A 24,034-nucleotide genomic window follows, 5' to 3' on the forward strand; every position below is an offset into this window, starting at 1 on the left:
TGAACATGATGGTTGTTCCTTTCTAGAGCTGCTTCACGACGGCGAACGCGTCGATTTCGACGAGGAAGGTTCCGGGCAGACCCACGACGAGCGTCGTGCGGGGCGGCTTCACCGCGCCGACGAAGTCGCTGTAGACGCGGTTCATCTCAGGGAGGGCGGCGGGGTCTGTGACGTAGACCCGCATCATGAGGACGTCTTCGAGGGACGCCCCGCCGGCCTCGAGGATCGCGGTGACGTTGGCGAGAGTCTGCTGCATCTGTGCGGCGAACCCGCCGTGCACGAGTTCGCCCGTGTGCGGGTCCTGACCGACCTGGCCGGAGGTGTGCAGGAACGGGCCGATTCGGACGGCCTGGCTGAGCGCGAACTGCGCACCGATGGCAGGAGCATGGGGGGTGGTGATGATCCGGCGTTCCATGGTCATGCCTCGTTTCCGACGATGAGGGCGGGGGTGATGTCCGAGAGGGTGGCGATCCCGCACATCGCCATCGCCGAGGCGAACTCCTCGCGCATGATCCGGATGACGTCGGCGACTCCCGCGGCCCCGGCTGCGGCGAGCCCCCACACGTAGGGGCGCCCGATGAGCACGGCGTCCGCACCGAAGGCCAGGGCCTTCAGGACATCGGTCCCCCGACGGATGCCGCCGTCCAGCAGCACGGGCACCCTCCCGGCGACCGCGTCGGAGACCGCTCGGACGCATTCCATCGGATGCGCGACCGTGTCGATGTTGCGGCCTCCGTGATTGGAGACGATCACGCCGCCCATACCGGCATCGACGGCGCGCACGGCGTCGTCCGGGTGAAGGATCCCCTTGCCGATGACGGGCAGGTCGGTCAGCGACACCAGCCACTCGACGTCATCCCACGTGACGGACGGATCGAGGTAGCCGCCCGTGAGCAGGGGGACGCCACCCGACTCGAGGTTCGCGCGACCGATGCCCGAGGGGAGCCCCATCATCCCCGCATCCTGTCGATAGCGGATCCCGGGCACCGGGTTGTCGAGGGTGACGACGATGCCGCGGGCGCCGACGTCTTCCGCGAGGCGGACCAGTTCCCTCGTCAGCTGTCGATCGCGCTGGATGTAGAGGTGCTGCAGGAACGGGCCGGCAGCCGGTGCGAGTTCGCGCGTCGCGACACTCGTCTCCATGCTGATGATCGTGACGGCATCGGCGGCTTTCGCGCCCTCCACGGTGCCGCGCTCGCCGGCGTCTGCGAACAGGCGCTGAAGGGCGGCCGGCGCCAACAGGATCGGAAACGGCATGTCGATGCCGAACAACCGCTGCGACGTGTCGAGGTTCCCCACATCCACGCCGACGCGCGGGAGGAGCCGGATGCCCGCGAAGTAGTCGGAGTTGCGTCGGACGGTGATCTCGTCGACCGCTCCGCCGTTCAGGTAGGCCCACGCCGCCGGCTCCATGTTCGCCCGGGCCTGAGCGCGGTACGCGTCCAACGGGTGGATGAGGTCAGACATCCGAGCGCCTCCGGTCGGTGAGATCGATACCGGCGCCGCGAAGCGCGGTGGCGATCGCTTCCAGTGCGTCGTAGTCCGTGATCGGCAGCTTCGGCTCGCGGGGATAGCCGCCGGACTGCCCCTGGAGGTTCATGACCGCCTTGAGCGCGGCCTGCATCCCGCCGTGGCGCCAGTTGTATCCATCGCCCCCCTGGCGGATGGCCTTCATCAGCTGCTCGAACTGGTCGGCGATCTGCGCGGCCTCGTCGATCTCCCCGCGCCAGGCGTGCTCGAAGAACATCGGCATCTTCGCGCCCAGCGGCATCCCGGACCCGAAGTGGCCGTCGCCCCCTTGGCGGGCGTGGATCAGTCCGAGCCCGACGCGGGAGAGCATGTGACCGAAGACGACCAGCTGGTCGCCCACCGCGCGGATCGTCTCGTAGAACTCGCGATCGTCAGGAGAGCTCTGCTTGATGGCGACGACGTTCTCGATCAGCGCGAGCTTCCCGATCAGCGGGATGGACAGGTTGCTGTTGCTCTCCTGGGGGAAGTTGTAGAGCCAGGTCGGGAGCCCCGTCTCGCCGAAGGCGGTCCGGTAGTACCACTCGAGCTCCGGATCCGTCAGCCGTGCGCCGGGAGGGGGAGTGAGCAGGACCGAGTCCGCCCCGACCACGTCGGCGTGACGGATCAAGGCGACGGAGGTGGCGAGATCGGGGGCTGTCGCACTGACGAGAACCGGGATCCGGCCGTCGGCCTCGGCGATCACGACTTCGGCGACCTGGCGACGTTCGTCGACGGTCTGAGCGGTCCATTCGCCCGTGCTGCCGTTCACGAGGAGTCCGTGCGCACCCTGCTCGATGAAGAGCTTCGTGGTGTCCTGCAACGCGGCGGTGTCGAGACTGCCCTCTCTCGTGAAGGGAGTGGGGAGTGCGGCGAAGTACCCTCGCCACTGGACATCGTCCCGGTTCATAACTGCCTCCTCGCAGGTGCCACGAAAGCTTCGTGAGACTCACGGTATTGCAGTTTGATATTCGAACTGATCTCAATTCCCGCGACTTTGATACCTGTTCAGGTATCAAAGTTGCAGGCTCTTGCTCCGAAGGAGCTGATGCAGGTCGTCGAGCGCCGGGGAGTACTCGGCTCGTCGCCAGCCCATCAGGACGTCGGAGGTGACGCGCGGCCCCTCGATCTTGCGGAAGGCGACACCCGGGCGGGGAACCTTCGCGATCTCGCTCGAGACGAGAGCGACACCTTCGCCTCCGGCCACGAGCGACAGCAGCATCGGAGTGCTGCTCGCCGTGTGCGAGATGGAGGGGCTGAATCCCGCGTCCGAGCATGCCGCCAGAGTCGCCGTGAGCATGCCGACGCCGAGCGAGTTCTCGTAGACGACGAGCGGCTCGTCCTCGAGAGCGCCGAGCGGCAGCCGGTCGGCGCTCCTGCGTGCGAGAGCGTGACGTTCGGAGAGGGCGATCACCAGTTCGTCCTTCCACACGGTGTCGAACTCCAGCTCCGTCGATGAGCTGGTCGTCGTGCGAAGGAGTCCGCAGTCGATCCGTCCGTCCAGGAGGGCTTCGACCTGCGCGAGGGTGTGCATCTCCACGAGGCGGAGGTTGTGGTCGGGGTGGAGGACCCGAAAGTCACCGAGCACCCGCGGAAGAAGATCGATGCCGACGGGTTCGACGTATCCGATGACGAGATCGCCGGCCTGCCCCGCAGCGACCTGGCGCGCGAGGCCCACTGCCCGGTCGAGGCGTTTGACCGCGTGCTCGCACTCCTTGCGGAATGCCTCGCCCGCGGGCGTGAGGTCGATCCTTCGACCCGCGCGGTTGACAAGGGCCACCCCGACAGCGCTCTCCAGGCTCTGGATGTGACGGGACAGCGGCGGCTGGCTGATGTGCAGGCGCGCGGCCGCCCGGCCGAAGTGCAGTTCCTCCGCCAGCACGAGGAAGCAGCGCATCTGCTGGATCGTCGGGTCTTTCGCGCCTATGTTCCCCACGCGATCACTCTCCCATACCCGGCGCAGGGCAGGTCATCCGGCCTCGACGTGTGTCAGGGCGACCGACTAGACTTGCTATAGCAAATCCTGAAACGCTGAGGAGAGACATGACCGCGCAGCGCCCCGTCGCCATCGTCACCGGAGGATCCGCCGGCATCGGCTGGGAGATCGGCCGGCGTCTCGCGGCCGACGGCTACCTCGTCGTCGCCGCCGATCGGGTGCCAGGACTCACGGCGGGCGACGACGCCGCCGGCATCCTGTGGCGCGAGCTCGACGTGACCGACCACGCCGGAGTCGACCGGGTGTTCGGCGAGATCGAGGCCGAGCTCGGACCCATCGAGGTGCTCGTCAACAACGCCGGCATCCAGCGCCACCGCGGCATCGAAGACCTCAGCTGGGACGAGTGGGCCGCCGTGGTCGATGTCAACCTGCACGGCGTCTTCTCGGCGCTGCAGGCCGCCGGCAAGCGGATGCTGGAGCGCGGCGAAGGCCGCATCGTCAACATCTCCTCGATCTCTTCCCGCGGCTCGGCAGGACGCGCGCCCTACGCCACCACGAAGGCCGCGGTGATCGGCCTGACCTCGACCGCCGGAGCCGAGTGGGCCTCGCGCGGCGTGCGGGTGAACGCGGTGGCCCCCGGCTACGTCGACACAGGGGTCTTCCGCCAGGGTGTCGAGGCCGGCACCCTCAGCCTCGACACGATCCTGTCGCGCATCCCCGCGAAGCGCCTGGCCGAGGCGAGCGAGATCGCCGCAGCGGTCAGCTTCCTCGTCTCCGACCAGTCCCGCTACATGAACGGACAGACCCTCTACGTCGACGGCGGCTTCATGGTCGACTACGGCGTGCCTCTGGCGAAGAAGCCCGAATGAGCACGGTCGCGCGCATCGAGACGGCTACGGCCGCTCTGCCTCTTCCCGCTCCGCTGCAGCTGGGGGCGATGACGGTGACCCGCCGCGAGTACAGCGCGGTGCGGGCGACCGCCGACGACGGCACGACCGGCGTCGCATACTGCCTGTCGCGCGAGGCGCCGATGGCCGAGATCGTCGAACGCCTCGTGGCCGTGCACGCGGTCGGCGCCGATGCCCACGACCCCGCATCGACGTGGGAGCGGATGCTGCGCGGCAGTGCCATCGTCGGCCGGGTCGGGCTGGTGCGGCGGGCGATCGGCCTCGTCGACATCGCCCTGTGGGACATCGCGGCCCGGCGCGCGGATGCGCCGCTGTGGAAGTTGCTCGGCACCGGAGACGCCCCGCGGGACTCGATCCTCGTCGCCGCGTACCCCTCGCCCGACCGTGCTCCGCGCGAGGTCGCCGACGAGGTCCTCGCGCAGGCCGGCGGCTGGACGCACGTGAAGATCTCCCGCATTCCCGATCCGGCATATATGCGCGAGCTGCTCGCTCTGCTGAACGTCGAACTGCCCGCGGGGATCGGCCTGATCGTCGATGTCGGCTTCGGCTGGCCGGACGCTGATGCCGCCCTGGCCGAGATCGCGCAGTGGGGCGACCCGCAGCTGGCCTGGCTCGAAGACCCGCTGCTGCCCGAAGACGCCGCGGGTGTCGCGCGCATCCGTCGCGAATCCGGTCTGGCCGTCTCTGTCGGCGATGAGGTCACGGATCCTGCCGTGCTGAAGGCGCTGGTCGAGGTCGGGGGAGTCGAAGCGCTTCGCCTCGATGTCGTCGCGATCGGCGGCGTGACACCGGCGCGCGAGCTGATCGCCTGGGCGGCCGAGCGCGGAGTGCCCGTCTCGGGGCACGTCTATCCCGAGGTCACCGCGCACCTCGGCATCGGTGTCGAGACCTTCGCGCGGGGCATCAACCCCTACGACCCGGCGCCGTCGTTCGTCCTCGGCGGTCCGTCGTTCGAGGGGCGGGTCCGGCCGACGGATGCCGCGGGCCTCGGGTTCACGCTCGATCCCGGCGTCTTCCGGTTCGGGACGGACTGAGAGGACAGGCTCCCCGCGCAGCGCCTCGTGTCGGGTGGGCGGGAGCCGCGGCATCCGTCACCGCAGATACGCGTCCACGAGGAGCGCGCCGCGGATCCCGCGCAGTTCGTCGATGATGCGGGCCAGGCTCTTCGCCCCGATCGAAGACAGGTCGAGGTCGTGCGGACCGAGAGGCTCGAGCTTCCCGGTGCGGATGCGGATCACCTCCCACCCCGCGGCGCGGAGAGCGCGGTCTTTCCGTAGATCGCCATCCTGCCGCTTGCCGACGTGCTCCAGGCCGTGCCGCCCGACCGTGTCGTACTCGAGCGCGACCCGCAGCTCCGGGAACACGATGTCGGGCCAGACCTCCGTGTGGCGGAAGAACGGCCGGGACACCTTCACCGCGTTCACGGTCGCGTCGAACTCGATCCGTGCGCCGAGCTCCGCCCGCAGGCGTCCTTCCACCGCGGATGCGGGGCGCGGCGCGCACTCGCTCACGAACGCGGTGCCGGCGGGCAGGTCGGGAGTCTTGGTGCAGAGTGCGGGTGCGGGGCGACGGGGCTTGCGGGGAATGGCTCGTGCTTCGCCGAGCACGACCGGTTGCGGGCGCGCGAGCACAGAGCATTCCGGGCACCACGCCGAGCGACGCCGGACCTGTCCCGGGCGCTCGCGCTGCTCGGTCGGGGTGGCGGCGAACCGATGGCCGACGGGGCACTCCCAGCAGAGCAGCACATCGGCGGCGAGCGGGACCTGCGACAGCGCGATGCCGTGGTTGAGCTCGGGGTGGTACTGACGGATCAGCTCCGGGTACGCCGCCCATCCGGCACGGTAGGTGCCCACGTCATACGGAACGGCGCGACCGCGGGAGAACTGCCGTCGCGCCCACCACTGCATCACCGGTTCCGGCACGCGCCGACGATATCCGCGAGCACCGACACCGCGTCATCCGCTGTCGACACCGTCGCCGATGTCCCCGGTCCGTGCGACGATCCGCACGTCGACGGGAGAACGGATGCGTGGGGAAGCCACCGTGCTGCACGCCGACCTCGACGCGTTCTACGCCTCGGTCGAGCAGCGTGATGCGCCCGAACTGCGCGGTCGGCCCGTGATCGTGGGCGGTGGTGTCGTGCTGGCCGCGAGCTACGAGGCGAAGGCCCGCGGCGTCCGCACGGCGATGGGCGGCCGACAGGCGCGCGAGCTCTGCCCGGATGCCGTCGTCGTCCCGCCGCGCATGGACGCCTATTCCGCCGCGAGCAAAGACGTGTTCGCGATCTTCCGTGACACCACACCGCTCGTCGAGGGGCTCTCGATCGATGAGGCGTTCCTCGAGGTCGGCGGTCTGCGACGCATCGCCGGCACGCCGGAGCAGATCGCGGCGCGGCTGCGGGAACGCGTGCGCGCGGAGGCCGGGTTGGCCATCTCGGTCGGGGTCGCGCGCACCAAGTTCCTCGCCAAGGTCGCCAGCGCCGTGAGCAAACCCGACGGCCTGCTGGTCGTGGAACCCGAGCGGGAGGAGGAGTTCCTGCTCCCCCTTCCGGTCGAACGACTGTGGGGAGTGGGGGCCGTGACGGCCGAGAAGCTGCACCGCTACGGCATCCGCACGGTCGGAGAACTCGCGGAACTCGAGGCCGCGACGGCGGAGCGGATGCTGGGCAAGGCGACGGGCGCTCATGTGCACGCGCTGGCCCGGCTGCGGGATCCTCGTCCCGTCGACACCGCCCGGCGGCGCGGGTCCGTCGGCTCGCAGAGGGCGCTCGGCAGCCGCCCCCGCTCGGCCGAAGAACTCGATCTCATCCTCACGCAGATCGTCGATCGGCTCGCTCGGCGCCTCCGTGACGGCGACCGCGTCTGCCGCACCGTCGTGCTGCGTCTGCGGTTCGGCGACTTCTCGAAGGCCACGCGCTCACGCTCGCTCCGTGCACCCACCGACCGCACCGCCATCGTGCTCACCGTGGCCCGCACCCTGCTCGCCGCGGCGCAAGCCGAGATCACCGCGCGCGGCATCACCCTGATCGGCATCTCCCTGTCGCAACTCGACCGCACCGAGAGCGTGCAGCCCGAGCTGCCGATCGACTGGGGCGACGAGGCCCGCCTCGACGGTGTGCTCGACACCCTGCGCGATCGCTACGGTGCGGCGTCGGTGTCGCGGGCGACGCAGCTGGGCCGGGATCCTGGGTGGTCGTCGCCGATCCTGCCCGAGCACGAGTGAGCCGCCTCGCGCACTCCGAGGCTGCGACCGCGCTTTCTGAAGGGCTGAAGGAGTCGATCTAAACTGCTGGCATGCCTGTCATCGCCGTGATCTTCCCCGCGCTGCTGCTGCTCACCGCGGTGTTGACGGAGCTCGCGAGCCGGGGCCGACTGCGCCGCAACCGGATCGCCGGGATCCGCACGCACGCCACGATGAGAACTGACGCCGCGTGGGCGGCATCCCACCGAGCGGCCGCCAAGACCGTCTGGATCGGCTTCGTTGCGAGCGCCGTCGCAGCCCTCATCGCGCTCGTCGCCGAAGGCACTGTCTCCCTCGTCGCCGTCGTCGCGGTCGCAGCGATCTTCCTCGCCACGTCCGTCGTCTCACTCCTGCAGGCGAACGAGGCCGCCCGCCTCAGGCCTTGAGCATCGAGGCGCGCGAGATCAGTCCGTCCTCCACGTCGAAGGTCGCGATGGTCTCGGTCGCGACACCCGCGTTGATGACCTGCTCCTGCGCGACGACCCATCGGCTGCCGAACAGCACACTCGTCTCGATCACGCACGAGAGTTCGGGGTTCTGCAGCCGCGGCTCGTAGAACGCGCGGATCGCGGCCGAGCCCTCCACGGGTTCGGGGGCGACGCCGGTGATCACGGCATCCGGTGCATAGGTGGCCACGAAGGCGTCGAGGTCGTGCGCGTTGAACGCGTCGAGCTGCGCCTGCACGGTATCGAGGGCAGAGCGGGCGGCGCGGTCAGTCAATGCGCACTCCTCCGTTGACGTCGTAGGTGGCGCCGGTGATGAAGCGGGCGCGCTCCGACGCGAGGGACGCGATGATCCAGGCGACGTCTTCCGGCTGGCCGAACGCCCCGAGCGGGATGCCGGCTTCGAGCTTCTCGCGGCCTGCGCCCTGCAACTGGTCGGTGATCGCGCTCTTGACCGGTCCGGGGGTGACCGCGTTCACGCGGATGCCCTCCGACGCGAGGTGCCGGGCGAAGCTGCGCGTGATCGCGAGGATCGCCCCCTTGCTCGCGGCGTAGTGGATGCCGGTCTGCAGCGCGCCGACCTGGCCGGCGATCGAGGCGATGTTGATCACGGAGCGGTCCCCCTCGGCGGCCCGGAGCAGCGGAAGGGCGCCGCGCGTCAGGAAGAAGGTTCCGCGGGCGTTGGTCTCGAGGACCAGGTCCCACTCGTCGAACTCGATGTCGTCGTAGGCCGTGTAAGGGCACACGCCGCCGTTGTTGACGAGCACGTGCAGTGAGCCCCAGGCGGACGTGATCTCGCCGACCAGCGCGTCGATCGACTCGCGTTCGCGCAGGTCGAGGCGCGAGACGTGCACCTCGGGCGATCCGGCGGCGCGGCACTCCTCCGCGACGCGCAGAGCTTCGGCCTCCCGTCCGGCATACGTGATCCAGAGGGCGGTGCCCTCGCGGGCGAGGTCGAGGGCGGCGGCGGTTCCGATACCGGAACTGGCCCCCGTGATCAGAGCGCGGCGTGTAGTCATGCGTCCGATGCTATAGCAAATGGCGGCAAACGGCAGTGCTGTACATCTATTTGCTAGATGCTATAGCATCGCTCTCATGACTGAGCCCTTCATCCTCGTCAGCGACTGCGACCTTCCAGGAACCGTCATCGAGGACACCCTCCGGCAGGCCGGACTGCGGTCCGAGCGCGCGGCATCCGGTGCGCTCGAAGACATCGCCGCTCTCGGAGCCGACGCCGAGGGGCTCGTCGTGCAGTGGGCTCAGATCACCGGTGAGGTGATGGACCGGATGCCGAACCTCCGCATCATCAGCCGCGTCGGCATCGGCTACGACATGGTCGACGTCGAGGCGGCCACCGCCCGCGGCATCGCCGTCGCGAACACCCCGAGCTACTGCATCGAAGAGGTCGCCGCGCACACCATCGCGATGATCATGACGCAGGCCCGCGGCCTCCCGGCCTACGACCGCGCCGTGCGCGCCGGCACCTGGAAGGCCGTCGACGCCCGCCCGCTCGCCGTGCGCCCGTCGACCACCACCGTCTCGGTGCTCGGCTTCGGCCGCATCGGCTCGATCGTGGCCCGCGGATGCCGCGCCCTGGGGTTCCGGGTGCTCGTCGCCGACCCCTACGCCGCCGCCGACGCCGTGCGCGAGGCCGGCTGCGAGCTCGTCGAGATCCCGGATGCCGTGGCGCGAGCCGACATCCTCACGCTGCACGTGCCGCTGACCGACGCCACCCGGCACCTGATCGATGCCACCGCTCTCGCGACCATGAAGCAGGGCGCGGTCGTCGTGAACACGTGCCGCGGTCCGCTCATCGACGAGGACGCACTCGCGACCTCGCTGCGCGACGGGCACCTGGGCGCCGCCGCCCTCGACGTCTTCGCGGGGGAGCCCCTCTCCGCCGACTCCCCGCTGCGCGACCTCGAACAGGTGCTGCTCACGCCGCACGCCGCCTGGTACTCCCCCGAGGCGCTGGAGGATCTGCCCGTCCATGCGGCGGAGAACATCATCCGGTACCTCGCCGGCGAGTCCGTGCCGATCGTCAACCCGACCTACGCCGCCGCCGCGCGCTGACCGAAGGATCATCATGGAGCTGCTGCGACTCGGCCCGATCGGCCGCGAACGTCCCTATGCGCGCGAGGCGGGCGTCGTCTACGACCTCGCGCCCCTCACCGCCGACATCGACGGTGCGTTCCTCGCGTCCGACGGCATCTCCCGCGTGCGCGAGGCCCTGGTCCGCGGCGCCCTGGCATCGGTCGACGTCGACGGACTGCGCATCGGCGCCCCCGTCGCGCGTCCTGCCGCGGTGGTCTGCATCGGCCAGAACTACGCAGCGCACGCGGCCGAGTCCGGGTCGCTGCCGCCCGAGCATCCGGTCATCTTCTTCAAGCACCCGAACACGGTGGTCGGCCCGAACGACGTCGTGCTGCTGCCGCCGGGCGCCGAGAAGGTCGACTGGGAGGTCGAGCTGGCGATCGTGATCGGCAAGACCGCCCGGTACCTGTCGTCGCCGGATGCCGCGCGCGAGGTCATCGCCGGATACACGATCTCGAACGACGTGTCGGAGCGGGCGTACCAGCTCGACGTGTCGGGAGGGCAGTGGTCGAAGGGCAAGTGCTCCGAGACGTTCAACCCGCTGGGGCCCGCGCTCGTTCCCGCGGACGAGGTCGACCCGCAGGCGCTGCGACTGCGGTCGTTCGTGAACGGCGAGCCGCGTCAGGACTCCTCGACCGCCGACATGATCTTCCCGGTGCTGCAGATCGTCCACGAGCTGAGTCAGTATCTGGTGCTCGAACCCGGCGACGTGATCAACACCGGCACCCCGCAGGGCGTCGCGCTCTCCGGACGGTTCCCGTACCTGCAGGACGGCGACGAGATGACGATCGAGATCGAGGGCCTCGGTCGCCAGCACCAGCACACCGAGCGGGTGCACCTGGCCTGATCCCACCTCCCACCCGGCGGCCTGTGTCCGGGGCACGGTTCCTTTTGCTGAGTGCACCGTGCCTCGGGCAGAGGCCGTCGGCCGTCTCAGCCGTCGCATTCACTCTGGACTCATTCCTTCGCCCGAAGCTACGTTCCGTCTCAGACGCGACGATGCGGAGGACGATTCATGGTTCAGCTCACACGACGCACCCTGCTTCGGGTGTCCACCGGCATGGCAGCGCTCACGCTCGCGGAGTCGATCTTCTCGACGCTCCCCGCGCCGTGGGCGGGCACGATGTCGATCGACCCGGTGCTGCGAGCGCGCTGGACGGACATCGTCACCGGTCGCCACCAGGTCATCCCGTCCGACGCGAGGTTCGCGACGGCGCTCTCGGCGCTGGACGCCCGTGTCACCGGATGGCGGGCGATGCTCGATCCCACCGCGGTGTCGGTGTTCACCGATCTCCTCGTGACGGGCGCGAATCCCGATGCTCAGGGCGTGCGCACGGCGCAGAAGATCCGCCAGTCGTACACGCGGCTGCTCGACTTCGCCGTGGCATGGGCGACCCCGGGGTCGATCCATCACGCCGACTCGACCCTGGCCGCGCAGATCTCCTCGGGTCTCGGCTCGCTCACCGCGGCGGGGTTCGCGTCAGGCACCGCGATGGCCGCCGCGGACAACTGGTGGGATTGGCAGATCGGATCGCCTCGAGCGCTCGCGAGCATCCTGGTGCTCGTCGGCGACGAGCTGCCGGCCGCCCAGGTCACCGCGGGGTGTGCGGCGATCGACCACTTCGTTCCAGACCCGTGGTTCCTGGACCCGCTCAAGGGCCTTCCCGTGAAGGAGTCGACCGGGGCGAACCGGATGGACATGTGCCAGACGGTGATGGTCCGCGCTCTTGTGGATGGAGACGTCCCGCGGCTCGAGAGAGCGCGCGCGGGCCTGGCGCCGGTGTGGGCGACCGTGCTCCAGGGCGACGGCTTCCACGCCGACGGCTCGATGATCCAGCATGGAAGCGTCCCGTACACGGGCTCGTACGGAATCGAGCTCCTGCTCGCGGCCTCGCGCCTGTTCGCGCTCCTCGACCTGGGGGCGGCCGGACCGGAGTACGAGGCGTTCTTCGACCTGGTCGGCAAGAGCTACCTGCCGGTCGTCTACCGCGGCAGGGTCATGGACCACGTGCGGGGCCGCGCCGTCGCTCGCCCGCTCGCCCGCAGTCAGGATGCCGGTTTCGCGGCGGTGGAGGGACTGCTCCTGCTCGCAGAAGCTGCTCCCGCACCGGTGGCGGCGCAGATCCGCGGGCGCGCGCGCTCCTGGGTGGACGAGGACTCCACCGGACGGATCTTCGAGACGGGGTCGGTGGCAAGGACGGGCCTGGTCGTCGCGCTGACGAACAGTGCGGTGGCCGCCGTTCCCGAGCCGTCGGCCGGCTCGATCGTCTACAACTCGATGGCCAGATGCATCGTGCGCAACGCGGACCACGCGATCGCGATCGCGGCGTCGAGCCCGACGATCTCCTGGTACGAATGCAGCACGCTGGAGAACATCCGCGGGTACCATTCCGGCAGCGGCATGACGTACGTGTACGACGCGGACACGACCCACTACGACGACGAGTTCTGGCCGACGGTCGATCGCTATCGGCTTCCCGGCACGACCGTGGAGCAGCTCGCTCTCCCCGATCGGGTCGGCGGCACGTCCGGCAAGGGGCGCCCGCCGGGGGGATGGACGGGCGGATCGACAGTGATGCCGGATTCCTCCGACGCCGCGACGGTCTTCGCGCAGGATCTTCACGCGCCGCACGATCACGGGGGGACCGGGGGAGCGTTCCGCGGGAGCGACATGCATGCCCGCAAGGCCTGGTTCGCTCAGGACGGTGTCCTCGTCGCGCTGGGCGCTGACATCTCGTCCACCACCGGGGGCATCGTCGAGACCGTCGTCGAGAATCGGAATCTCCACGCCGCGGGGGCGGCGACACTGCGCGTCGACGGTGTCGTCCGCATCGGGACCCTGCCGAGCTCGCGCACCGAGAACGCGACCGGCCCGCTGAGCGTCCACATCGACGGTGTCGGCGGGTACTTCTTCCCGGTCGGCGGCAGTGTGAAGATGAAACGCGAGGAACGCACGGGCTCGTGGGCCGACATCAACACAACGGCCGGAATCGACGCGACTCCGCGCTCACGCCGCTACCTCACGCTGTGGCTCTGGCACGGCCAGAACTTCTCCGGGCGGTCGTATCAGTACGCAGTGCTGCCCCAGGCTTCTCTCGCCGAGACGCAGGCGTTCGCCGCCGCGCCGAGCTTCGGGGTGATCGAGAACTCCGCCGACTGTCAGGCGCTGCGGTTCGACGCGCGCGAGACCCGTCTGTTCGTCTTCTGGCGAGCGAAGACCGTGGACGGGGTCTCGGCGAGTTCGCCGTGCACCGTCGCGGTCAGCACGCGGTCGGACGGCGCGGTGATCGTCGCGATCGATGAGCATGCGGGCTCCGCGACGGTGCTGAGCGTGACGTTCGCGGCGCTCGGCATCCCGTCGAGTTCGTCCTGTTCGGGCGGATCCGTGGCCGTGGCGGGCTCGAGTGTGTCGGTGACCCTCGCTCCCGGGTCGCGCCGCGCCGAGTGCGAACTCCACTTCTGAGAGGGGTCGACCCGCACGAAGGCCGGGTGCGCCGCGCTGTCCGCGCGCCCGATGCGCCGCGCACTCCGGACGAAGGAATCAATCGGGATTCATGCTTGATTCATTCTTCTGCGGGCCCGTTGAATCAGAGAACACCGCGCATCCCGAGCGGATCCTGAAGCTACGTCACAAAGGAGTACGTAATGAATTTGAGTTCGAATCGCGCTCGCCGTCGCGCTGCGGCTGCGGCAGGAGCGCTGCTCGTCACGACTCTCGTGACGGCCGGCTGCGGTACGCAGATCCGTGGGGGCGGCGATGACGACGCGGACGCCACGCTCACCTACTGGTCTGCGTGGAACGTCGGCGAGGCGCAGCAGGAGATCTTCGAGACCGTGCGGACCGCCTTCACGGAAGAGACCGGCATCGAGATCGAGGTGCAGTACCTCGGCCGTCAGGTCACTCAGAACCTCATCAACGCTCTCGGCAACGGGACCGGACCGGACCTCTTCGACGCGGGAAGCCGGAACATCCTGGACTACGAGGGGCGCGGCTTCCTCGCCGATCTCGACGAGCTCATGGAGACCGACATCCCGGGCGAGGACATCTCGGTGGGGGAGAGCTTCACGGATGCGGTCCGGGAGGCTGCATCGGGTGAGGAGGGTGTCGGCATCCTGCCGACCTACGTCAACTCGTCCGCGATCTGGTTCGACGCCTCGCAATTCCCGGAGCTCGAGAGCGACCCGCCCGAGGACTGGGACGACTTCATCGCACTCCTGGATGAGCAGAAGGCGGAAGGCCTCACTCCACTGGGCGCGGACGGCACGGTGCCCAGCTACAACGTGTTCTGGCTCTACCAGCTGCTCGTCCAGGCCGAAGGGCCGGGGGCTCTCCGCTCGCTGGCGGAGGCTCCGGAGAACTGGGACCAGCCGTATGTCCTGGAGGCCGCGCAGCGCGTGCAGGAGATCGTCGACGGCGGTTACCTGCAGACCGACTACATGGGGACCAAGTACCCGGACGCGCAGAACCAGTGGGCGCAGGGAGCGCACTCCTTCATGCTGGGCGGCTCCTATATGGAAGGGGAGACGCGAGACCAGCAGAAGGACGGCTTCACGGCGCGGACGTTCATGTTCCCCTCGGTGCCCGGGGGCACGCCCACGGTCGAGGTGACCGCGAGCGGGCTCGCGATCAATGCGGACAGCAAGAACCTGGACGCGGCGAACCAATTCCTCGCCTTCGCGGCGCAGGAGAAGTTCCAGAAGCTGTACGCGTCCGAGGCCGGCTTCATCGCGGCGCGCGCGGGTGTGGAGCAGCCGGAGCCGCTGCGCGGTCTGGTCGAGCAGATCGAGAACGCCGACTCGGTCACCCAGTCGCACGACCTCGCCGCAGCGCTCCACCCGACGTGGTGGAACGACATCCTGCTGCCTCTGGATGACGCCCTCTTCTCGGGCACCATCACCGCAGAAGAGTTCGTCGCACGCGGCAAGGAGCAGACTGCTGCATACCTCGCCGCCAACGGCTGATCGGCGGGCCCCCCATGGCGACTCCTCTCCTTCTCCGGCGCCGCGCCGATCGACGACCATCGACCGACGCCACGGGTGTCGATCGGCTGGCGCTGCCCTTCCTCGTTCCCGCGCTGGCGATGATGACCATCACCCTCGTGATTCCGTCGGTGTTCACGGCCGTCATCTCGCTCACCTCGTGGTCGGGACCGGGAGATGACGTCGCCTGGGTGGGCCTGCGCAACTACATCGGGCTGTGGTCGTCCGACGCGTTCCGCTCGTCGTTCGTGAACACGGCGGTCCTGCTGATCGTCGGCGGCGTCCTGGTCTTCGCGGTGGTCTTCGCCTCCTTGATCGCCCTGCGCGGGATGCGGGGCGGCGCGTTCATCCGATCCGTCGTCTTCGTGCCGGTCATCATCTCGCCGATCGCGATCGGTGTGGCGTTCGGCTTCCTCCTGAACCCGAACGGCGGCTTCAACCAGATCCTGGAGGCGCTCTCGCTCGACGCACTGCGCAGAGCGTGGCTGTCTCCGGATGTCGTGTTCCAGGTGATCATCGTCGGTCTCGTGTGGAGCGTCAGCGGCTACTACCTCGCGATCGTCGCGACGGGCGTCGATCAGATACCCGCGCACCTTTACGAGGAGGCCGAACTGGCGGGCGCGACACGCACGCAGCAGTTCAGGATGATCACCGTCCCGCTGAGCTGGGATTCGCTCTCGGTGGCGATCGTGCTGTGGATCATCAGCAGCATGAAGACCTTCGAGATCGTCATCGCCTTCGTGGGATCACAGGGCGTGCCGCCTATTCAGGCGCGCACCGCTTCCGTGCAGCAGTACCTCGCGACGACCGGCGGGCCGGACGGAAGTCCGCAGCTCGCCTACGCCTCGGCGATCGGCGTGGTGCTGTTCCTGCTCACGTCGGTCCTGGTGATGCTCGTGCGGAGACTTCTGAAGAGAGACAAGGTGGAACTGTCATGACGACCATGACCCGGCCTCCTCGCGCCCCCGAGGCGTCGAAGCGGCCGACGAAGAGCAGCCGCCACCCCCGTCTCCGGCGCACCGGACACCGTCGGTGGACAGCTCCCATCGGCGACCTCGTCATCCCGCGCGGCATCCAGGTCGCCCTGTGGGTCTGGGTGTCCTTCAACCTCCTGATGGCCGTGTGGGTGGGGATCACGTCCCTGAAATCGGACTCCGAGATCTTCGCCACGCCCTTCGGTCTCCCCGCATCGCCCGAGTGGGAGAACTTCGTCAGCGCGTGGACGGTGTCCGGCTTCGGCGGCGTGACGCTCAACACGATCGTCATCGTGACGGTCTCCGCCTCCCTGACCATCGCGCTGGGTGCGCCGGCGGCATACGTGCTCGCGAGGAGCCCGCGCCGATGGATCGCGGGCGTCAACACCTACACGGCGCTGTGCGTCGCCCTGCCGGTGCAGACCATCCTCGTCCCGCTCTTCATCGCGAAGACGGAGGTGCACCAGTTCGCCGTGGAGATCCTCTTCGGCTGGTGGGATGACCGGATCACACTCGTCTTCATCTACGTCGGCACGTCTCTCCCGTTCACGATCTTCCTGCTCACCGCCGCGTTCAAGGGGCTTCCGTCTGCGCTCCCCGAGGCTGCGGCGCTCGACGGGGCATCGCCGGCGCGCACCTTCTGGAGCATCATGATGCCCGTCGCATGGCCGGCGGTGAAGAGCGCCTTCGTCCTGAACTTCCTGCACATGTGGAACGAAGCGCTCCTCGTGCTGGTGCTGATCAGCTCGCCGGACCAGCAGACTCTGCCGGCGGCGCTTCTGCGGCTGTACGGCACGATGCAGTACAACTCCAACTGGGGAGGCCTGTTCGCGGGCGTCGTGATCGTCATCTATCCGATGATCCTGCTGTACCTGTGGATCGGCCGCCGCATCATGGAAGGGATGACCTCCGGTGCCGTCAAGTGACCGTCGCGGCCGCGGACGGCTGCCGACCATCGTCATCAGCGCCGTCGAGCGGGACTTCGACCGGCTGTTCCCCGCGAACGTGCTCGCGCCGTTGCGCGAGCACGGACGGATCGTGCATGTGGGTGGAGACCTCAGCGAGCTCGAACCGGAGGACAGGCGTTCCGCCGAGGTGCTCCTGACCAGCTGGGGGACGACCGAGATCTCTGCGGAGGTGCTCGAGGGGTTCTCCGCGCTCGAGGCGATCATCCACACGGGCGGTTCCGTGAAGAGGCTCCTCACGGGCGACGCGTGGGAGACCGGAGTGCGCGTGTCGACGCAGGTCGAACGCAACGCGGAGGCGGTGGCGGAGTATGCCGCGGCCATGATCGTCGCGAGCCTGAAGGGCGTGTTCCGACTGCGTCGCGACTACGTCCGCGACGGCACGGCGCTCGATCGTGCACCGCGACTCGACACGCTGGGGATCACCGGGAAGACCGTGGGCCTCGTCGGGGCATCCCGCGTCGGACGCGCGGTGGCACGTCTCATCGCCCGACACGATCTGCAGGTGCTCGTGTACGACCCGTACATCGACGCCGTCGAAGCGGAGTCGCTGGGAGCCCGACTGGCATCGCTGGAGACGCTCATGCGCGACAGCGATGTGGTCTCCCTGCACGCCCCGGCCACTCCGGGCACGCGCGGGATGATCACTCGCGGCCTGCTGGAGAGCATGCGCACCGGTGCGACGCTCATCAACACCGCCCGCGGGTCGGTGATCGATCAGGATGCGCTCATCGATGTGCTCCGCGCCCGCGACCTCTTCGCGATCCTCGATGTCACCGAACCCATGGTCCCCGCCCCCGACTCGGCGTTCTGGGCATTGGAGAACGTCTTCCTGACGCCCCACATCGCCGGCGCCACGGGCTCGGACCTCCAGCGGCTCGGCAGAGGAGCCGTCGACGAGGCGATCCGAGTGCTCACGGGCGAAGAGCTCGCGCACCGGGTGCGGGCCGAAGACCTTTCGCGAATCGCGTGAGCCCCCGGGGGACCGGGAAGACGGAAGAGGGATCATGAGCAATCGGACGAGGCACGATGTCGACGTGGCTGTCATCGGCGGGGGGCTCGCCGGTGTCGCCGCCGCCATCGCGGCGGCGCGCAACGGGGCGACCGTGGCGCTGGTGCAGGATCGTCCGGTGCTCGGGGGGAACTCGAGCAGCGAGGTGCGGGTCTGGGTCTGCGGCGCGACGGCGACCGGGCATCACCGGTTCGCGCGCGAGACGGGGATCATCGGAGAGCTGTACGTCGAGAACGAGTACCGCAATCCGCTCGGCAACCCGTACTACTGGGACCTCGTCGTGCTCGATGCCGTGAAGGCCGAACCCCGCCTCACGCTGTTGCTGAACACGCACATCACCGATGTGCGGATGCGCGGAGGCCGGATCTCGTCCGTCGAAGGAGTGGTTCTGGGGTCGGAGGGGGAGGTCACGGTGGCCGCGCACACCTTCGTCGACGCCACCGGCGACGGCTCCGTGGCAGCCCGCGCCGGCGCTCGGACACGACGGGGCCGGGAGGCGAGCGACGCGTTCGGCGAGGATCTGGCGCCGGAGGAGGAGGACGAGCTCACGCTGGGCAGCACGCTGCTGTTCTACACCCGCCGAGAGTCCGAGCCGGTGCCCTTCGTCCCGCCCGCCTTCGCGATCGACCTCGCGAGCACGACGATCCCGGAGAGCCGCGTGCTCCGCACCGGTGACAACGGCGCCGACTACTGGTGGATCGAATGGGGCGGGGAGCTGGACATCGTCGCCGACAACGAGCGGATCAGGGACGAGCTGTGGGCGGTCATCTACGGCATCTGGGATCACATCAAGAACTCCGGGAGGTTCCCGGATGCCGAGAACCTCACTCTCGAATGGGTCGGGTCGGTTCCGGGAAAGCGGGAGTATCGCCGGATCATCGGCGCGCACACCATGACGCAGGAGGATGTCGTCTCCGCGACGCGCAAGGCGGACGCCATCGGATTCGGCGGATGGTCGATCGATCTCCACCCCTCGAAGGGCGTGTACGAGCCTCGATCCGCCGCTCAGCAGATCTACCCGAGCGGCACCTACGACATCCCCTTCGGCATCCTCCGCTCCATCGATGTGGAGAATCTGCTGATGGCCGGACGCAACGTGAGTGCCACGCATGTCGCGTTCGGTTCGCTGCGCGTGATGGCGACCTGCGCGGTGATGGGCGAGGCCGCCGGAACCGCCGCGGCACTGTGCGCGGCATCGGACTGGACGCCCGAGGAGCTTCACGATGCGCACATCCGAACGCTGCAGCGTCGGCTGATGCGACAGGATGCCGCACTCATCGGTGTGAAGGATGACGACCCCGCGAATCTCGCGCTGCAGGCACGGGCGACCGCGACGTCGGAGCTCCGCTGGGATCAGCTGGAGGAACCGGGTTCCTCGCTCCTGCTCACGGACGACACCGCGTTCCTGCTTCCGCGAGGACAATCGGGGCCGGTGCGGGTGCACCTCGCGAGCGATGAGGACGCCTCCGTCTCGTGGACCGTGCACGAGACCCTCGACGGCCGCACCTACTTCCCTGCCGTGAAGCTCGACTCGGGCAGCATCGATCTTCCGGCCGGTCACGTCGGCTGGGCCTCGCTGATCGACGAGCTCCCCGCCGGCGGCAACCCGGATGCGTCGACCGTCATCGTCCTCGAAGCGACCCCGGGAGTGCGGTGGGGGACCAGCGGCCAGTATCTGTTCGGCACGGTCTCGATGACCCGCCCCGTCTCGGCGCCCGTCGAGGAGATCGACGCGCATCTCGTCGCCGATCGCCCCGACGACGTGGTGCGCTGGGGGATCAAGAAGCTGGCACGAGTCCGACTCGCCACGCGGTGCGAAGGTCAGGTGGCTGGTCTGGAGGCGGCCAACGTCGTCGGGGGGTACGGGCGCCCGTACGGCGGGCCGCGGATGTGGTCGTCGCGTCCGCGACGAGACCTGGTCACGGGGGACCCGGAGATCCTGACGCTCGAGTGGGAGAACGAGGTCCAGGTGTCGGAAGTGCGTGTCGTGTTCAACGACGACGTCAACGCCTACCTGAACAATCTCCACTACGTCCGCAACGAGTTCCGGATACCTCCCGAGATCGTCGCCGACTTCGACCTCGAGGCATTCGTCGACGGGCACTGGCGCACGCTCGGCAAGGTGCGGGACAATCGTCGACGTCACCGAACCGTGGCGTTCGAGCCCGTCGCGACGACGCGAATCCGGCTCGTCTGCCGCCGCACGAACGGCTCCGACCTGGTCCAGGTCGGCCAGGTGCGGGTGTACTGATCGGAAGAATCATGACAGCCGTGCACCCCACCCCATCCGACCTCACGCCCCGTGCGCTGAAGTTCGAAGCGCTCGCTCAGGAGCTCCGTCGAGGGATCGCGGCGGGCAGCTGGCCGCTGGGCAGTCTTCTCCCGACCGAGAAGCAGCTGGTGGAATCCACGGGCTACTCGCTCAGCACCGTGCGGCGGGCCGTCGACGTCCTGGTCGACGAAGGGCTGATCCTGCGCCGCCAAGGCTCCGGCATGTACGTGTCGAGTGCCTCCCGGCAGCGAACCGAACAGCGCACGATCGGCGTGCTGATCCCCGACACCCGCCTCTACTTCCCGACCGTCCTGCAGGGCATCGAGGCGGGCCTCTCGGGCTCGGGAACCTCCATCGCTCTCGCGACCTCGCAGTACGACTCCCGCGTCGAGCAGGAGGCGATCGCCCGGTTCGTCGAGTCCGGCGTCGACGGCCTGCTGATCACGCCGATCATCTCCGACGACGCGGATCCCGGTCCCCTGCTCCGTCGATTGGAGAGGATCCCGATACCGGTGGTGATGCTGGAGAGACGCATCCGGAGTCTGGGCTATTTCGACCCGACCGAGTACGTGTGCTCGAATCATGAGGCCGGTGCGTTCGAGGGGGTCTCGCACCTGCACCGGCTCGGCCACCGCCGGATCGCGCTGGCGCTGCGGGCGGATTCCGCCCCGTCGTCCGGAGTCCGTCGCGGGTATGAGGCGTCCGTCCCGCATCTTGCGGGCATGGTGGGCACGGTGGTGTCGAGGACCAGTGCCGAGTGGCTGGAGACCCACGCCGACGATGTGCTCCAGGAGATGCTGGACGGCGGCTGCACCGCTGCTCTCGTCTTCGGAGACCGCGAGGCCACGCTCCTCGAGGTGGCGGCGCAGCGTCGAGGGCTGCGCGTACCCGACGACCTCGCCATCGTCTCCTACGACGACGAGGTCGCGGACGTCGCCCCGGTCCCCCTGACCGCCGTGTCGCCGGCCAAGCATCGCATCGGGAGGATGGCTGCCGCGCTCCTGCTCACTCGGATCCGCGAGGGAGACCAGTCGCCGGTGCAGCAGATCTCGATCGTGCCGAGGCTGACGATCCGCGAGTCGTGCGGAGCCAGGACGCGCTAGTGCACCGTGCCTCGGGCAGAGGCCGTCGGCCGTCTCAGCCCGCGAAGACGGTGACGGGTATGCCGTGCACTCCCGGGCGCACCGCGAACAGCGAGCCCGCGTCGGTGCCGTGGTCGGCGGGGAGTCCCTGCGCCGAGGTCGTGATGTAGAGGGTGCCGAGGTCGTCGCCCCCGAACGTGCAGGCGCTGACCTGGGGAACAGGCAGCTCGATCGTCTCCACCAGCGCCCCGCTCGCGTCGTAGCCGCGCACCGCGCTGCCGCCCCACAGCGCGACCCAGACGCTGCCGTCTGCGGCGACCGTGAGCCCGTCGGGCAGCCCCTGATCCGCCGGGATCACGGCGAATGCACGGCGGCCGCGCAGCTCGCCCTCGGCCACGTCGAAGACGTCGATCCGATGGGTCATGGTGTCGACGTAGTAGGCGCGGCGGCCGTCGGGCGAGAAGCCGATGCCGTTCGAGATCGTCGCCCGCGGCAGGACGGTCGTGACGGCGAAGTCGGCATCGAGCCGCAGCACGCTTCCGGCGTCGGGCACCGCGTCATAGGCCATCGACCCCGCGAGCAGGCGTCCGCGAGGGTCGCAGCATCCGTCGTTCATGCGCACCCGCGGGTCGTCGATCAGGGAGGCGACCGCGCGGACCTCGCCGTCGACGGCGTCGGCGAGGTAGAGGGTGCGGGCGCCGACCGCGACGAAGCCGCCGCCGGCGCGCGGGCGCGCGAAGGCCAGGTACTCGTCGTCGATGTGCTGACGGGTCACGCCGTCGGACCCGAGTGCGAGCAGGTCGCCGGCGTCGCCGTCGACCCAGCGCAGTCCACCCCAGCCGGGCCACCAGACGGGTCCTTCGGCGTGGTGGGCGATCGGACCGGTGACGTTCTCGGGGGTCATGCGTCTTCCTGGTGGTGCGGGACGGCGGCATCGGGTGTCACGGCGCTCGCCGCACGACTGCGCGCGACGTACACGGTGTTCGACGACATCCCGCCCGTGACGGCGTTCTCGAAGTCGACCACGTGTGCGACGGCGTCATCGAACACGGCGTCCAGCTCGACCAGGAACTCCTCGTCGGGCGGATCGTCCGACCACAGGGCGAAGACCCCTCCGGTGGCGAGGTGGCGGTCGAGCGCCCGCAGACCGGGCGCGTCGTAGAGGTCGGCGTGCGTGGGGTCCAGTTGGTGGCGCGGAGAGTGGTCGACATCCAGCAGGATGGCCGAGTACCCGCGGTGCCCTTCGGCGGGTGCCGCCCGCATGACGGCGAAGAAGTCGTCCTCGACCAGACTCGTGCGCGCGTCATCGACGAGTTCCGCCGAGACGGGGAGGAGCTTGCGCTCGTGCCAGCCGATCACCGCGCCCAGACGATCGATCACCGTGAGCGACTCCACCCGCGCGTCGCGCAGTGCGGCGACGGCGGTGTACCCGAGCCCGAGCCCTCCGACCAGGACCGAGAGGCCGTCGCCGTCGACCGCGGCGAGGCCGAGATCCGCGAGCTCTTCCTCCGCCACCGTGAACAGGCTCGACATCAGGTACTCGTCGCCGAGCTTGACCTCGTAGATCTCCTGACCGACCGCCGGCTCCGTGCGCCTGCGCAGGGTGAGGTCGCCGATCGGGGTGGCCTGCCAGTCGAGCTCTTCGAACCGGGTGATCATTGCGGCATGCCTCCGTCGTCGTGCGCCCGTGAGGGCGGGGTGCGGGCAGAGCCCGCGGATGTGTGCTCGCGTCTCAGGGCTTGTCGTCGCGGAGGGGGAGCCTGATCCGCTCGGGCTCCGCGGTCGGGGGCTCGGGGGCAGCGGACGGCTGACCGGCGGATGCTGCCGAGGTCGGCGGCGCGGCCGGGGCGGAGATCTCGCGGGCGACTTGCTTCTCGAGCACCGTGACGGCGTCGTCGGAGAGCAGGATGAGCCCGTCGAGCTCTTCACGCACGCGCTTGTAGGCGACGTTGCGCTCGGCCTGGGTCGCCGACTCGTCGACCGCGACCTTCAGCAGCTGCTGCGCCCGCTCGAGGCGCTTGCGCTCGGGCTCGGTGAACGTCGAGTCGCGCAGGCGCCGGGCATCCTTCTCGGCGATCTCGAACGCCACCGCGTAGTCGCCCACGGCCTGCAGGTACTCGGTGACCTGCTGCTCCGACACCTTGGCGTCGGCCGAGGCCGGTCGCAGCGCATCGGCGGTCTTCTTCGCGCGCAGGAAGGCGGCGGTCAGCGGCTGGCGTCCGTCGCTCATGGCGGGGAACGCGATGAGCTTCGCGACGTCGAGCTCGTAGTCGAGCCAGCGTGCGGTGATCTCGTCATGCTCGGCGAACAGTCGCGCGACCAGGTCGTTCGGGGCGACGGATGCCGCGGTGTCGACGACCGAGGGCCCGCGGCGCTTGGCCTGCTGGGTCAGCGCGCGCGCCTCGATCTCGGCGTTCTTCAGCTGCGCCTTGACCTTCAGGGTCTCCAGACGGCGCTCGTGACGGCGCTTGGAGCCCTGCTCCCACGCCTTCGCAGCTCCGCCGGCCATTCCCATGATCGGGAAGATGAGCCACCAGAAGTTGCCCGCCCACTGCCAGAACTCTTGCATGATGCGTTCAGCCTACTGCGCGTGCCGCCCTCATCTGAGGCGAGATCGCGCGG

General features: G+C 69.2%; 23 protein-coding genes. 13 read left to right on the forward strand and 10 right to left on the reverse strand.

All coding sequences use genetic code 11. The annotated features are described in order from the left end of the window. Positions 1-22 precede the first annotated feature (22 nt). The 4 genes from CQ045_RS09140 to CQ045_RS09155 form a co-directional block, all read right to left on the reverse strand. On the reverse strand, positions 23-421 hold the full coding sequence (locus tag CQ045_RS09140; RefSeq protein ID WP_219844405.1) for a RidA family protein: 399 nt from the start codon (positions 419-421) through the stop codon (positions 23-25). Then, positions 418-1,467 carry an alpha-hydroxy acid oxidase gene (locus CQ045_RS09145; protein WP_105722891.1) on the reverse strand — a complete coding sequence of 350 codons (1,050 nt, stop codon included), beginning with the start codon at positions 1,465-1,467 and terminating at the stop codon, positions 418-420. The genes CQ045_RS09140 and CQ045_RS09145 overlap by 4 nt, the downstream gene beginning before the upstream one ends. Beyond that, a complete protein-coding gene (locus tag CQ045_RS09150; protein ID WP_105722893.1) occupies positions 1,460-2,416 on the reverse strand; it encodes a dihydrodipicolinate synthase family protein in 957 nt (318 codons plus the stop codon). Before CQ045_RS09150 ends, CQ045_RS09145 begins: the two co-directional genes overlap by 8 nt. Positions 2,417-2,521: 105 nt before the next feature. Beyond that, complete coding sequence (locus CQ045_RS09155) at positions 2,522-3,442, reverse strand: LysR family transcriptional regulator (RefSeq protein WP_146115217.1); 921 nt, start codon at positions 3,440-3,442, stop codon at positions 2,522-2,524. 107 nt (positions 3,443-3,549) lie between these two features. Here CQ045_RS09155 and CQ045_RS09160 point away from each other — a divergent pair, with 107 nt between their 5' ends. Together CQ045_RS09160 and CQ045_RS09165 are read left to right on the forward strand one after the other, a co-directional pair. Next, entirely contained in the window at positions 3,550-4,311 is a 762-nt protein-coding gene (locus tag CQ045_RS09160; protein ID WP_105722897.1) for an SDR family NAD(P)-dependent oxidoreductase, read from the forward strand. After that, a complete protein-coding gene (locus CQ045_RS09165) occupies positions 4,308-5,384 on the forward strand; it encodes an enolase C-terminal domain-like protein (protein WP_105722899.1) in 1,077 nt (358 codons plus the stop codon). Before CQ045_RS09160 ends, CQ045_RS09165 begins: the two co-directional genes overlap by 4 nt. 57 nt (positions 5,385-5,441) lie before the next feature. On the opposite strand, the gene CQ045_RS09170 is transcribed toward CQ045_RS09165, so the two are convergent. After that, entirely contained in the window at positions 5,442-6,257 is an 816-nt protein-coding gene (locus tag CQ045_RS09170; protein WP_181156531.1) for a zinc-ribbon domain-containing protein, read from the reverse strand. Between the two features lie 118 nt (positions 6,258-6,375). Here CQ045_RS09170 and dinB point away from each other — a divergent pair, with 118 nt between their 5' ends. Together dinB and CQ045_RS09180 are read left to right on the forward strand one after the other, a co-directional pair. Then, complete coding sequence (gene dinB, locus CQ045_RS09175) at positions 6,376-7,572, forward strand: DNA polymerase IV (protein WP_105723235.1); 1,197 nt, start codon at positions 6,376-6,378, stop codon at positions 7,570-7,572. 71 nt (positions 7,573-7,643) lie between these two features. Further along, on the forward strand, positions 7,644-7,976 hold the full coding sequence (locus CQ045_RS09180; RefSeq protein ID WP_105722903.1) for an SdpI family protein: 333 nt from the start codon (positions 7,644-7,646) through the stop codon (positions 7,974-7,976). On the opposite strand, the gene CQ045_RS09185 is transcribed toward CQ045_RS09180, so the two are convergent. Both CQ045_RS09185 and CQ045_RS09190 read right to left on the reverse strand, forming a co-directional pair. Continuing rightward, the gene (locus tag CQ045_RS09185; protein WP_105722904.1) at positions 7,966-8,310 is read right to left on the reverse strand and encodes a nuclear transport factor 2 family protein; all 345 of its coding nucleotides are present in this window, start codon (positions 8,308-8,310) and stop codon (positions 7,966-7,968) included. The two genes, CQ045_RS09180 and CQ045_RS09185, sit on opposite strands and share 11 nt — an antisense overlap. Next, positions 8,303-9,052: an SDR family NAD(P)-dependent oxidoreductase gene (locus CQ045_RS09190; RefSeq protein ID WP_105722907.1), complete on the reverse strand. Its 750-nt coding sequence runs from the start codon at positions 9,050-9,052 to the stop codon at positions 8,303-8,305. The genes CQ045_RS09185 and CQ045_RS09190 overlap by 8 nt, the downstream gene beginning before the upstream one ends. 76 nt (positions 9,053-9,128) lie before the next feature. Here CQ045_RS09190 and CQ045_RS09195 point away from each other — a divergent pair, with 76 nt between their 5' ends. The 9 genes from CQ045_RS09195 to CQ045_RS09235 all read left to right on the forward strand — a co-directional run bounded on the left by CQ045_RS09195 (position 9,129) and on the right by CQ045_RS09235 (position 21,433). Beyond that, positions 9,129-10,106 carry a C-terminal binding protein gene (locus tag CQ045_RS09195; RefSeq protein WP_105722909.1) on the forward strand — a complete coding sequence of 326 codons (978 nt, stop codon included), beginning with the start codon at positions 9,129-9,131 and terminating at the stop codon, positions 10,104-10,106. A gap of 13 nt (positions 10,107-10,119) precedes the next feature. Beyond that, positions 10,120-10,974: a fumarylacetoacetate hydrolase family protein gene (locus CQ045_RS09200; protein WP_105722911.1), complete on the forward strand. Its 855-nt coding sequence runs from the start codon at positions 10,120-10,122 to the stop codon at positions 10,972-10,974. A gap of 168 nt (positions 10,975-11,142) precedes the next feature. Then, positions 11,143-13,590, forward strand: a complete 2,448-nt coding sequence (locus CQ045_RS09205; RefSeq protein ID WP_105722913.1) for a polysaccharide lyase 8 family protein — start codon at positions 11,143-11,145, stop codon at positions 13,588-13,590. Positions 13,591-13,772: 182 nt separating this feature from the next. Further along, complete coding sequence (locus CQ045_RS09210) at positions 13,773-15,089, forward strand: ABC transporter substrate-binding protein (protein WP_105722915.1); 1,317 nt, start codon at positions 13,773-13,775, stop codon at positions 15,087-15,089. 14 nt (positions 15,090-15,103) lie between these two features. Further along, positions 15,104-16,045 carry a carbohydrate ABC transporter permease gene (locus CQ045_RS09215; RefSeq protein WP_105722917.1) on the forward strand — a complete coding sequence of 314 codons (942 nt, stop codon included), beginning with the start codon at positions 15,104-15,106 and terminating at the stop codon, positions 16,043-16,045. Beyond that, positions 16,042-17,007, forward strand: a complete 966-nt coding sequence (locus tag CQ045_RS09220; protein WP_105722919.1) for a carbohydrate ABC transporter permease — start codon at positions 16,042-16,044, stop codon at positions 17,005-17,007. Before CQ045_RS09215 ends, CQ045_RS09220 begins: the two co-directional genes overlap by 4 nt. Further along, positions 16,994-18,019, forward strand: coding sequence for a hydroxyacid dehydrogenase (locus CQ045_RS09225; protein ID WP_105722921.1), 1,026 nt, complete (start codon positions 16,994-16,996; stop codon positions 18,017-18,019). The genes CQ045_RS09220 and CQ045_RS09225 overlap by 14 nt, the downstream gene beginning before the upstream one ends. 34 nt (positions 18,020-18,053) lie before the next feature. Then, positions 18,054-20,309 carry an FAD-dependent oxidoreductase gene (locus CQ045_RS09230; protein ID WP_105722923.1) on the forward strand — a complete coding sequence of 752 codons (2,256 nt, stop codon included), beginning with the start codon at positions 18,054-18,056 and terminating at the stop codon, positions 20,307-20,309. Between the two features lie 11 nt (positions 20,310-20,320). After that, complete coding sequence (locus tag CQ045_RS09235) at positions 20,321-21,433, forward strand: substrate-binding domain-containing protein (protein ID WP_105722925.1); 1,113 nt, start codon at positions 20,321-20,323, stop codon at positions 21,431-21,433. Positions 21,434-21,467: 34 nt separating this feature from the next. Here CQ045_RS09235 and CQ045_RS09240 read toward each other — a convergent pair whose 3' ends face one another. The 3 genes from CQ045_RS09240 to CQ045_RS09250 all read right to left on the reverse strand — a co-directional run bounded on the left by CQ045_RS09240 (position 21,468) and on the right by CQ045_RS09250 (position 23,981). Beyond that, entirely contained in the window at positions 21,468-22,316 is an 849-nt protein-coding gene (locus CQ045_RS09240; protein ID WP_105722927.1) for an SMP-30/gluconolactonase/LRE family protein, read from the reverse strand. Beyond that, on the reverse strand, positions 22,313-23,071 hold the full coding sequence (locus CQ045_RS09245) for a spermidine synthase (RefSeq protein ID WP_105722929.1): 759 nt from the start codon (positions 23,069-23,071) through the stop codon (positions 22,313-22,315). Before CQ045_RS09245 ends, CQ045_RS09240 begins: the two co-directional genes overlap by 4 nt. 73 nt (positions 23,072-23,144) lie before the next feature. Next, complete coding sequence (locus tag CQ045_RS09250; RefSeq protein WP_105722931.1) at positions 23,145-23,981, reverse strand: hypothetical protein; 837 nt, start codon at positions 23,979-23,981, stop codon at positions 23,145-23,147. Between the last annotated feature and the right edge of the window lie 53 nt (positions 23,982-24,034).

The sequence above is a fragment of the Microbacterium sp. MYb66 genome (genome assembly GCF_002979435.1).
Taxonomy (GTDB): Bacteria; Actinomycetota; Actinomycetes; order Actinomycetales; family Microbacteriaceae; genus Microbacterium.

Coding starts and splice junctions, on each gene's coding strand:
- CQ045_RS09140 (WP_219844405.1), bottom strand. CDS start 421: ATGACCATGGAACGCCGGATCATCACCACCCCCCATGCTCCTGCCATC.
- CQ045_RS09160 (WP_105722897.1), top strand. CDS start 3,550: ATGACCGCGCAGCGCCCCGTCGCCATCGTCACCGGAGGATCCGCCGGC.
- CQ045_RS09245 (WP_105722929.1), bottom strand. CDS start 23,071: ATGATCACCCGGTTCGAAGAGCTCGACTGGCAGGCCACCCCGATCGGC.
- dinB (WP_105723235.1), top strand. CDS start 6,376: ATGCGTGGGGAAGCCACCGTGCTGCACGCCGACCTCGACGCGTTCTAC.
- CQ045_RS09220 (WP_105722919.1), top strand. CDS start 16,042: ATGACGACCATGACCCGGCCTCCTCGCGCCCCCGAGGCGTCGAAGCGG.
- CQ045_RS09200 (WP_105722911.1), top strand. CDS start 10,120: ATGGAGCTGCTGCGACTCGGCCCGATCGGCCGCGAACGTCCCTATGCG.
- CQ045_RS09165 (WP_105722899.1), top strand. CDS start 4,308: ATGAGCACGGTCGCGCGCATCGAGACGGCTACGGCCGCTCTGCCTCTT.
- CQ045_RS09235 (WP_105722925.1), top strand. CDS start 20,321: ATGACAGCCGTGCACCCCACCCCATCCGACCTCACGCCCCGTGCGCTG.
- CQ045_RS09195 (WP_105722909.1), top strand. CDS start 9,129: ATGACTGAGCCCTTCATCCTCGTCAGCGACTGCGACCTTCCAGGAACC.
- CQ045_RS09250 (WP_105722931.1), bottom strand. CDS start 23,981: ATGCAAGAGTTCTGGCAGTGGGCGGGCAACTTCTGGTGGCTCATCTTC.
- CQ045_RS09170 (WP_181156531.1), bottom strand. CDS start 6,257: ATGCAGTGGTGGGCGCGACGGCAGTTCTCCCGCGGTCGCGCCGTTCCG.
- CQ045_RS09150 (WP_105722893.1), bottom strand. CDS start 2,416: ATGAACCGGGACGATGTCCAGTGGCGAGGGTACTTCGCCGCACTCCCC.
- CQ045_RS09240 (WP_105722927.1), bottom strand. CDS start 22,316: ATGACCCCCGAGAACGTCACCGGTCCGATCGCCCACCACGCCGAAGGA.
- CQ045_RS09210 (WP_105722915.1), top strand. CDS start 13,773: ATGAATTTGAGTTCGAATCGCGCTCGCCGTCGCGCTGCGGCTGCGGCA.
- CQ045_RS09215 (WP_105722917.1), top strand. CDS start 15,104: ATGGCGACTCCTCTCCTTCTCCGGCGCCGCGCCGATCGACGACCATCG.
- CQ045_RS09180 (WP_105722903.1), top strand. CDS start 7,644: ATGCCTGTCATCGCCGTGATCTTCCCCGCGCTGCTGCTGCTCACCGCG.
- CQ045_RS09230 (WP_105722923.1), top strand. CDS start 18,054: ATGAGCAATCGGACGAGGCACGATGTCGACGTGGCTGTCATCGGCGGG.
- CQ045_RS09145 (WP_105722891.1), bottom strand. CDS start 1,467: ATGTCTGACCTCATCCACCCGTTGGACGCGTACCGCGCTCAGGCCCGG.
- CQ045_RS09205 (WP_105722913.1), top strand. CDS start 11,143: ATGGTTCAGCTCACACGACGCACCCTGCTTCGGGTGTCCACCGGCATG.
- CQ045_RS09190 (WP_105722907.1), bottom strand. CDS start 9,052: ATGACTACACGCCGCGCTCTGATCACGGGGGCCAGTTCCGGTATCGGA.